Here is a 9,926-nt window from a genome sequence, read left to right on the forward strand (position 1 = left end):
TGGAACAAACACGCACCGGCCGGACGCTGGTGCCGGTCCATGCGGGTCGGCATCGCTTCGAAGGGTGCCGAGGTCGAATGGGAAGGGCCGGGAATAGGGCGCCGAGCCGGATCGCGATCACATCCGCGATCATGGTTAGGCGGTCGTTAACGGCCGGCGGTTAAGTGTGGATCGGAGCGCGCCCACGGCGGCTCGGGTTCCGGCGCACCGCGCCAGATGGAGACGAATGCGCATGGCGACGAAAGTCAAGGAAGGCGAGACGGCCGTCGAGGAGCGTCCCGAGACGCCTGACAGTCCTCTGCTGGACCTGTCGGACGACGCTGTCAAGAAGATGATCAAGGCCGCGAAGAAGCGCGGCTTCGTCTCGATGGACAAGCTCAACTCGGTCCTGTCGGCGGAGGACGTCACCTCCGAGCAGATCGAAGACCTGATGGCCATGCTTAACGACATGGGCATCAACGTCGTCGAGGACGAGGAAGGCGAGAACGAGGAAGAAAAGGACACCGAGGAGTCCGGCTCGACCGAGGTTGCCGAAGCGAGTTCCGGCGCCGTCGCCGCCACGACCAAGAAGGAAGCCTCGGATCGCACCGACGATCCCGTGCGCATGTACCTCCGTGAGATGGGCTCGGTCGAGCTCCTGTCGCGCGAGGGCGAGATCGCCATCGCCAAGCGCATCGAGGCCGGCCGCGAGACGATGATCGCGGGCCTGTGCGAAAGCCCGCTGACGTTCCAGGCGATCATCATCTGGCGCGAGGAACTCAACGAAGGCAACATCATGCTGCGCGAGGTCGTCGACCTCGAGGCGACCTATGCCGGACCCGAGGCCAAGATGCCGACGGCCCCCGCGGCCGAGGGCGGCGAGGCTCCCGCCAACGGCGCTGCGCCGAACGGCGAGCTGCGCCCCGGCGAAGACGAGGACGACGACGAGGACGATCTGGAAAACTCGCTGTCGCTGGCCGCGATGGAAGCCGAGATCCGTCCGCAGGTCATGGAAACCTTCGACGAGATCGCCGAGAACTACAAGCGGCTGCGCAAGCTGCAGGACCAGCAGGTGGAGAACCGCCTCGCCGCCCAGGGGACCCTGTCCTCGGCGCAGGAGCGCTCCTACAAGAAGCTGAAGGAAGACCTCGTTTCCGCGGTGAAGGGCCTGTCGCTCAACCAGAACCGCATCGACGCCTTGGTCGCCCAGCTCTACGACATCAACAAGCAGCTCGTCGGCAACGAAGGGCGCCTGCTGCGCCTGGCCGAAAGCCACGGGGTCAAGCGCGACGAGTTCCTGAAGAGCTACCAGGGCTCCGAACTCGACCCGAACTGGACGCAGTCGATCGCCAATCTGGCGGGCAAGGGCTGGTTGAAGTTCGTCCAGAACGAGCGCGACTCGATCCGCAACCTGCGCCAGGAGATCCAGAGCCTCGCCACTACGACGGGTCTCGAGATCACCGAGTTCCGCCGCATCGTCCACATGGTGCAGAAGGGAGAGCGCGAGGCTCGGCAGGCGAAGAAGGAGATGGTCGAGGCGAACCTGCGTCTCGTGATCTCGATCGCCAAGAAGTACACCAACCGCGGCTTGCAGTTCCTGGACCTGATTCAGGAAGGCAACATCGGCCTGATGAAGGCCGTGGACAAGTTCGAGTACCGGCGCGGCTACAAGTTCTCGACCTATGCGACGTGGTGGATCCGGCAGGCGATCACCCGCTCGATCGCCGATCAGGCGCGCACGATCCGCATTCCGGTCCACATGATCGAGACGATTAACAAGATCGTTCGCACGAGCCGTCAGATGCTGCACGAGATTGGCCGCGAGCCGACCCCGGAAGAGCTGGCCGAAAAGCTGGCGATGCCGCTGGAGAAGGTCCGCAAGGTCCTCAAGATCGCTAAGGAGCCGATCTCGCTCGAAACGCCGGTGGGCGACGAGGAGGACAGCCATCTCGGCGACTTCATCGAGGACAAGAACGCCATCCTGCCGATCGACGCCGCGATCCAGGCCAACCTGCGCGAAACGACGACGCGGGTGCTGGCTTCGCTGACCCCGCGCGAGGAGCGTGTTCTGCGCATGCGCTTCGGCATCGGCATGAACACCGACCACACGCTGGAAGAGGTCGGCCAGCAGTTCTCGGTGACGCGCGAGCGCATCCGCCAGATCGAGGCCAAGGCGCTGCGCAAGCTCAAGCACCCCAGCCGCTCGCGTAAGCTGCGCTCGTTCCTCGACAGCTGATCCTTATCCGTCCGAATGCGAAAAGGGCGTCTCTTCCGGGAGGCGCCCTTTTTCATGGCGAGAAAGCTGCCTCAGGCGGTCGCGACGCGCTCCGGCAGGGCGGTCGGATGGGGAAGGGCGCGCAGGCGGCGCGAGAGGACGGCGGCCACCATCATCGCCCCTACCACCGTGACATGCTCGGTCGCGGTGTAGAAATGCTCGGTGGCGGCCGGGCCCGTCATATTCCAGAAGTCGTGGACGAGGAGGATGGTGAGGCCTGTGAAGGTCGCCAGCATGCCGGCGCCGAGCCATGCGGCGCGGTCGAGGATGATCAAGGCGGAGCCCAAAAGCTCCACCGCGATCACCAGCGCCGCGACGAGGGCCGGCGGGTGGAAGCCGAAGAAGGCCATCTCCGCGCTCGCGCCCTCGAAATCGGCGAGCTTGGCGAGGCCGCTGCCCCAGAAGCAGAAGGTGAGGACGACGCAGGCGAAGCGCGCGAACCAGGGCGCGGCGAGAAGCGAAGCGATGGACCGAGGCATGAAACGACTCCCTTGAGCGGAGACCGGCCGCGCCGGTCGACGACGGGAGCGTTTAGGCGGACACCGTTTCCTGTTGATTTCGTGCGTGTTCCGTCCGGTACCGCTGGACGATCGCGGCCTTCGGCATGGGACGGGCCATGAAGTATCCCTGGAACAGGGTGCAGCCGGCAGCCTTCGCCAGAAGCAGCTGGCTTTCGTTCTCGATGCCCTCCGCCACCACCGACAGGCGCATCGCGCCCGCAACGCTTGCCAGTGCGGAGACGAGCACGTTGTCCGTGTCGCTTTCGCCGAGCTTGGCGATGTAGCTCCGGTCGATCTTGATCGAGTCCACGGGCAGATGCCGGAGATAGTCGAACCCGCTGAAGCCCGTGCCGAAATCGTCGAGCGAGACGAGAATGCCCATGTCGCGCAGCGCCTGCAGGCGGCGGCAGATGTCGGGTGTCGCCTGGATCGCGACGGACTCGGTGAGTTCCAGCGTCAGCTGCCGGGGCGGATGCCCGGTTTCGCGAAGGACGCGCGCCACCATGTCGACGACGTCGTCGCGGCGCAGTTGGCTGGCCGAGACGTTGACCGAGATGTTGAGATCGGGAAGCTCGCGCGCGTCGCTCAAGGCGCGGCGCAGCACCCACTCGCCGAGCTGGTCGATCAGCGCCGTGCTTTCCGCGATGGGAATGAACACGGCGGGCGAGATGTTGCCGCGCGACGGGCTCTGCCAGCGCAAGAGCGCCTCCACCGAGATCGTACGCCCGTCATGGCCGGTGATCGGCTGGTAGTGGATGTCGAGCTCGTTGAGAAGGATCGCGGCGCGCAGTTCGCGCTCGATCAGGCGACGCTGCTTGAGATCGCGCATCATCTCCTCGTCGAAGGCGGCGATCTGGTTTCGACCCGCCCGCTTGGCGGCATAAAGGGCGATGTCGGCGAACTGCATCGCCTCCGACAGATAGACCGTTCGCTCCGGCACCATGACGACGCCGAGGCTCGCCGACAGTGTCAGCGGGCGCCCGCCGGTCATCACCGGACGGTTGAGCTCGCAGCAGAAGTCGCGGCCGAGGCGCAGGGCGACCCGTTCGTTGGCGCAAGGCAGCACGAAGGCGAACTCGTCGCCGCCGAGCCGCCCGATCAGCGCGCCCGGAAACGACTGGTCGATGCACTGCGCGATATAGGACAGCGCGAAATCGCCGGCACGGTGCCCGAAACTGTCGTTCAGCGGCTTCAGGTGGTCCATGTCGAGCGCGAAGAAGGCGAGCGCCTCATCGCTCGATCGCGCCGACAAACGAGCGGACACCGCTTCCAGAAAGGCACGCCGCGTCATCACACCGGTGATGTCGTCGAGAACGTGGCGATGGATCAGGGCCTCCTGATCGGCGGTCAGCTGCGATAGGTCGCCTTCCAGCGCGCGCAGGCGCCGCGCGAGGCGAGCGAGCACAACCAACGCAACGGCACCCGCGAGACCGATGGGTGCCAGAAGCCAGGGCTGCACCGTCGCGCCAAGCGATGCGGCAAGAGCCCAAGCCCCCGCGAGCGAGAGAACGGTTCGGGGCGCACCGTGCAGAAGGTCGCGCCCATCGTTCCAGAGAGAGATGACCCGGTCCATTGCGATTCCGTCGAAGACTGCCGGCTTGTTCTAGCCGGCAATCGTGAAGGCTTCGCATCGCAACAACCGCTTTGCGAGCTTGCGTGGAATTTTCCGCGCGAGCCCGGCAAGGCTTCAAGGCTGGAGTTCGTAGACGATCCGAACGTCGGCCGAAACGGTGTTTTCGCCGATCTCGACGGGAACCTTGGCGGCCATATCCGACGCCATCATGCGCATGGCGCCCATCGGCGCGGGCATGGGGGGAGGGAAGGCGGACGCTCCGTTTTCGATCGAGACGATCCGCCCGAGCTGCAGACCCGCCGCTTCCGCGAGAGCCTGCGCGCTCGCGCGCGCCTTTTCGACCGCGCTCTTGCGTGCGGCGTTTTCCAGCGCCGAGGAATCCTCGATCTGGAAGGAGATGTTGCCGCCCTCGTTGACGCCGAGCTGCACCGCCCGGTCGAGAAGCTCGCCGAGGCGCGCGAGGTCGCGAACCTTGACCGAAAGCGTGTTGCGCACTTCGTATCCGGTCACGGTCGGCGGCCCCTGCGTGCCGTCGGGCTTGTTGTCGTAGCGGTATTGCGGGGCGATCTGGAAGCCGGCCGTCTGCATGTCGCGCGGCTCGACGCCGAACGAGGGCAGCGCGCCGCGAACCCCATCGATCGCCTCGTTGGCCGCCTTGAGCGCCTCGGCGGCGGTGGGGGCCGCGCGCATCACGGTGAGCTGTGTCACCGCCAAGTCGGGCGCGGCGCTGGCCTGCCCCTCCCCGGACACGCTGATGCGGGCGGGCACCGGCGCCTTGGCCTCCTGGGCAAGGGCCGATCCCGATAGAACGAGACCGAAGGCCAGAGGGGCGATCATGCGAAGCTTGGACATGGGGCTGATTCTCCTCAACGCCGCGAAACACGCCTCGTCTGTGACGCGCGAATGCGGCGAAATCCATGATCACCGCCGTCGTCATCCACGATCGTCCGTCGACGCGCCGAAGGGGGATGGGATGGCTGACGAGGGGGTAAGGATTTGCGCGATAACGCCTCGGGTGGGCCCGGCAGGACTCGAACCTGCAACCAAGCGGTTATGAGCCGCCGGCTCTAACCATTGAGCTACAGGCCCGACCCGAAGGCCATGGCCTATCGTAAAGCGGCGGCGCGCTCAAGGCTCAGGGGAAGGGGGGGCGCAAGGTTTCCCATGGAGGCGCGGCGCGCTAAAGCGGGGGCCAAGCGCAACGGGGCTTTGAGGCTCCACGCAAGGAGCCTTTCGAATGGCGAACGATCTCCGGCACCGGATCCTGGCCGGACAGGGCAAGCGCGAGGCCGACCTCGTCGTGCGCAACGTGCGGCTGCTCGACCTCGTCACGGGCGCGGTCGAGCCCAGCGACATCGCGATCGTCGGCGACACCATCGTCGGCACCTACGGGGACTACGAAGGCGCAGAGGTGATCGACGGGGCGGGGCGCTTCGCCGTGCCGGGGTTCATCGATACGCATCTGCATATCGAATCCTCGCTCGTATCCCCGCTGGAGTTCGACCGGTGCGTGCTGCCGCACGGGGTGACGACGATCTTCTGCGATCCGCACGAGATCGCCAACGTGCTCGGCGTCGAGGGGCTTCGCTATTTCGCCGAATGCGCGGAGGCGAGCGTCATGGACATTCGCATCAACCTGTCCTCCTGCGTCCCCGCCACGCCGTTCGAGACGGCGGCGGCGCATCTGCCCGTCGAGGACCTGCTGCCCTTCCTCGACCACCCCAAGGTGCACGGGCTGGCGGAGATGATGAATTATCCCGGCGTCCTCGACCTCGATCCGGAGGTGGTGGCCAAGCTGGAAGCCTTCGCGGGGCGACATGTGGACGGCCATGCTCCCCTTGTGCGCGGGGCGGCGCTCAACGGCTATCTCGCCGCCGGCATCCGCACCGACCACGAGGCGACGAGCGCGCCGGAAGCCTTGGAGAAGCTTCGCAAGGGCATGGCGATCCTGATCCGCGAAGGGTCCGCGTCCAAGGACCTCGATGCGCTGGCCGAAATCCTGACGGCCGATACGTCGGCCTTCGTCGCTCTCTGCACCGACGATCGCAGCCCGCTCGACATCGGGGAGGAGGGGCATCTCGACGCGATGATCCGCCGGCTGATCGCCAAAGGCTGTCCCGTGCATCATGTCTACCGCGCGGCTTCGCACTCGGCCGCGCGCATCTTCGGTCTCGCCGATCGCGGCCTGATCGCGCCGGGATGGCGGGCGGATATCGTGCTCTTGGACAATCTTGAACAGTGCCGGGTTTCGGACGTCGTTGCCGGGGGGCGGCTGGTGACGCCGGATCGTTTTGCCGCGCGCACGAGCGTTGCACCTGTCGGGCTCGGCTCGATGAAGGCAACACGCGTCGAGGCGCCTGCGTTTCGTCAGCCGATGGGCCGGAGCGGGCGCGAGGTTCCCGTGATCGGGGTGAAGGCCGGGTTGCTCCTGACCGCGCGCCGCACCGCAGTCCTTGCCGAGCGGGATGGCGAGCTTCTGCCTTCCACGCAGGAGGATGTCCTGAAGCTTGCCGTGGTGGAGCGGCACGGCCGCAACGGCAATGTCGGGCTCGGCTTCGTCAACGGTTTCGGGCTGAAGCGCGGGGCGATCGCCTCCTCCGTCGCGCATGACAGCCACAACATCACGGTGGTGGGCACGAATGCCGAGGACATGGCAGCCGCCGTCAACGGCGTGATCGAGCGGTCCGGCGGCTTCGTGGTGGCCGATGGGGGGCGGGTGACGGCCGGGCTCGCCCTGCCGATGGCGGGCCTCATGAGCCTCGAGCCTTTCGAGACCGTTGCCCACGACCTCGAGAATCTCGTCCGGGCCGCACGTGCACTCGGTTGCACGCTGCCCGAGCCGTTCCTGCAACTCGCCTTCCTGGCCCTGCCGGTAATCCCCCATCTCAAGCTCACCGATCGCGGCCTGTTCGACGTGGACCGCTTCGCCTTCGTGGACGAGAACTGACGATCGGAAGATGGCTGGGGCGCCTGGACCAAAATTGGACACTAATCCAACCCTTTGTATCGCCTAAGACATTGCAGGATATTGCCTTTTTACCCAGCCGTCTGTAACACAAGGTTGTAACACACGGACGCTACACAGACCGGATTCCAGCCCCATGAGCTACCTTCTTCGACGCGGTGCGAGCTACTACGCCCGGACCCGCGTTCCTACGGACCTCGTGTCGGTTCTTGGAAAGAAGGAGCTTGTAAAGGCGCTCGGCACGAAGGATCGGGCGGAAGCCAAGCGCCTTGTCTGGCCCGTCGTGGAAGGCTGGAACTTGCTCTTTGATGACGTGCGCACCCGGCGCGTCCTGACGGCAACCGACAAAGCCGATGCCGTCTGGCAGCACTACACCGCGACCCTTCAGCGTGACGAGGAAGAACGGCAGAGCCGGCCGACGCAAGCTGACATTGATGCCGCCTCGAAGATCATGTTCGACCGGGCCAACCGGGAGAAGCTGAACGTTCATGACCCGCTCGCCCTGATGGACGCCACGCTTGACGTGAAGGTGCTTCAGAAGGCCGGCGAGCTTTCGAGCGAGTTCCGGGCGACCCGGCTGGCGCACATGCGTAAGCAGCTTGCGGCCGGCGAAACGGCGCTCGTGAATCACAGCGTGACGGAATACCTCGACCAGAACCGTCTCATTCCCGATCCGACGTCCGACGACGTGCGCGACCTCGCCCGGCAGATGATGCGCAGCGAGATTGAGGGACTTGAGCGCACCTTGGAGCGCGACCGGGGCCACTATGGCGGCGTCCCGTCCGACCCGATCGTGAAGCCCGCCAACGGCCCGGCTCGTGAGTTCGCCAAGCCGGGCGAAAGCATCATGGACCTTTTCGACGTGTTCGCTCGGGAGAACCCCAAGCGGGTTGCGGCCGACCGCATCAACCAGATGCGCCGGGACATTGGCACCTTCATCGATACCGTGGGTTCGACATGCCCCGTCCGGCGGATCAACAAGAAGGCCGTCCGCGAGTGGAAGGCGCTTCTGATGCAGCTTCCGGTGAAGGCGACGGAAAGCACCGTGTTCGCCGGCATGACGCTGCCGCAGATCGTCATGAAGAACCGGGAGGTCGGTAAACCCATCGTCACGGTGCGCACGGTGAATCGCTACCTTTCGAGCCTTGGCGCATTTTGCGGCTGGCTTGAGACGCACGGCTACATCGACGTGAACCCGTGTTCCGGCATGTTCCTCGCGAAAGAGAAGAAGGTTTCGACCTACCCTTTCACGACGGACCAGCTCAACAAGCTCTTCGCCTCGCCGCTCTTCACCGGGTGTCAGAGCGACGACCTTTGGCGACTGATCGCAAAACCGGGCAACGTCATGGTGCGCGACCATCGCTATTGGGTGCCGCTCGTCATGCTTTTCAGCGGGGCGCGGCCGGGAGAGATCGGCCAGCTTGGCGTTGCTGACGTGCGGGAACAGCACGGCCACTGGATCATGCACATCACGACCGAAGGCGACGGCGAGAAGACGGTGAAGACGGCTGGTTCTATGCGCGTCATCCCGATTCACTCGCAGCTTATCCGGCTCGGCTTCCTGAAGCATCACGCCGCCATGAAGGATGCGGGCGAAACCCGGCTCTTCCCCGAAGCCAAGCGCAACAGCCGAGGCCAGATGATCGCCGAGACCTCGCGCGAGTTCGGGCGCTACCTTGAGCGTATCGGCTTGAAGGAAGGTCGAGGCTTGTCGCTCTACAGCTTTCGCCACGGCGCAACGGATGCTTGGCGGCGCGCCGGCCATCTGGACGACACCTTCGGCTTCATGCTCGGACACACCAGCGGCACCATGACCGGGCGTTACGGGATCATGCCGCAGGGTGCCTTGGAGAAGCGCTTCGAACTTATCGAGGCCATTTCCTATCCCGGCGTCGTGCTCGACCACCTCGCGCCACCCGCTTAGACATTCTCCAAAACGATCATAAATCCATAATCATCAAAATTTTTGATTTACAGGATTCACACGTGATTCGCTGTGTGAGACAATTATGCCAAGTTGAATTTTGGCATGGATTGATCGTTGTTCGGTTCGAAGAAGAAGGCGAAGGCAGAGAGGCAGGAAGCGAAGGCGCAATCCATCGCTGATGCTTCGATCCTCGAAGTGTTCGGAGGCCTTCCGACTTCCTCCGGTGCCGTCGTCAATGCATCCACAGCCCTTCAAGTGCCCGCAGTGCTTCAGGCGGTGCGCTTGATCGCGGAGACTGTCGGCTCACTTCCTTGTAAGGCGTATAGCAGCGGCAGCAGTAAGGAAGCGGCTGACAGTCTCCCAGCCTTTCGCCTCGTGCATGATCGTGCGAACCCATGGACCAGCGCCGGGCAGCTTCGCACGGACCTGACGGCGGACGCGCTTCTTCATGGCGCGGGCTACGCCCAAGTCATTCGTTCCGCTGATGGACGGCCGCTTGAGTTGCAGCGGCTTCCGCCGACGACCGTGGAGCGCCGGACAGAGAGCGACGGCGAGCCGTTCTACATGGTCTCCGACGCTACAGTGGCCTGCCCCTATCAGGTGGTCCGGTTCAAATCTAATGCATGGTAGGTTTGGCGACCACGGTTGAGGTGGCCGGCGAAGCGGGTTGGGGTGGCGCAGCCGGCCATAGCGCGGCGGCAGGTGCC

The 9,926-nt window shown here is 65.0% G+C and carries 7 protein-coding genes and 1 tRNA gene; 4 read left to right on the forward strand and 4 right to left on the reverse strand.

Features of this window, described 5'->3' with window-relative positions; all coding sequences use genetic code 11:
- The first annotated feature begins 232 nt into the window (after positions 1 to 232).
- A complete protein-coding gene (gene rpoD / locus H7A85_RS08700) occupies positions 233 to 2,215 on the forward strand; it encodes an RNA polymerase sigma factor RpoD (protein ID WP_182085519.1) in 1,983 nt (660 codons plus the stop codon).
- 71 nt (positions 2,216 to 2,286) lie between these two features.
- Here rpoD and H7A85_RS08705 read toward each other — a convergent pair whose 3' ends face one another.
- The 4 genes from H7A85_RS08705 to H7A85_RS08720 form a co-directional block, all read right to left on the reverse strand.
- The gene (locus H7A85_RS08705) at positions 2,287 to 2,733 is read right to left on the reverse strand and encodes a DoxX family protein (RefSeq protein ID WP_182085520.1); all 447 of its coding nucleotides are present in this window, start codon (positions 2,731 to 2,733) and stop codon (positions 2,287 to 2,289) included.
- 52 nt (positions 2,734 to 2,785) lie between these two features.
- A complete protein-coding gene (locus H7A85_RS08710) occupies positions 2,786 to 4,327 on the reverse strand; it encodes a bifunctional diguanylate cyclase/phosphodiesterase (RefSeq protein ID WP_182085521.1) in 1,542 nt (513 codons plus the stop codon).
- A 114-nt stretch (positions 4,328 to 4,441) separates the two neighbouring features.
- Complete coding sequence (locus tag H7A85_RS08715) at positions 4,442 to 5,179, reverse strand: SIMPL domain-containing protein (protein WP_182085522.1); 738 nt, start codon at positions 5,177 to 5,179, stop codon at positions 4,442 to 4,444.
- Positions 5,180 to 5,343: 164 nt separating this feature from the next.
- A tRNA-Ile gene (locus H7A85_RS08720) sits at positions 5,344 to 5,416 on the reverse strand.
- A 148-nt stretch (positions 5,417 to 5,564) separates the two neighbouring features.
- Here H7A85_RS08720 and ade point away from each other — a divergent pair.
- From ade to H7A85_RS08735, 3 genes are all read left to right on the forward strand, one after another.
- Positions 5,565 to 7,274, forward strand: a complete 1,710-nt coding sequence (gene ade / locus H7A85_RS08725) for an adenine deaminase (RefSeq protein WP_182085523.1) — start codon at positions 5,565 to 5,567, stop codon at positions 7,272 to 7,274.
- 154 nt (positions 7,275 to 7,428) lie between these two features.
- A complete protein-coding gene (locus tag H7A85_RS08730; protein ID WP_182085524.1) occupies positions 7,429 to 9,216 on the forward strand; it encodes a site-specific integrase in 1,788 nt (595 codons plus the stop codon).
- 117 nt (positions 9,217 to 9,333) lie between these two features.
- Positions 9,334 to 9,849, forward strand: coding sequence for a phage portal protein (locus H7A85_RS08735; RefSeq protein WP_182085525.1), 516 nt, complete (start codon positions 9,334 to 9,336; stop codon positions 9,847 to 9,849).
- The last annotated feature ends 77 nt before the right edge of the window (positions 9,850 to 9,926 follow it).

It is taken from the genome of Aureimonas sp. ME7, assembly GCF_903970965.1.
Taxonomy (GTDB): Bacteria; Pseudomonadota; Alphaproteobacteria; order Rhizobiales; family Rhizobiaceae; genus Aureimonas.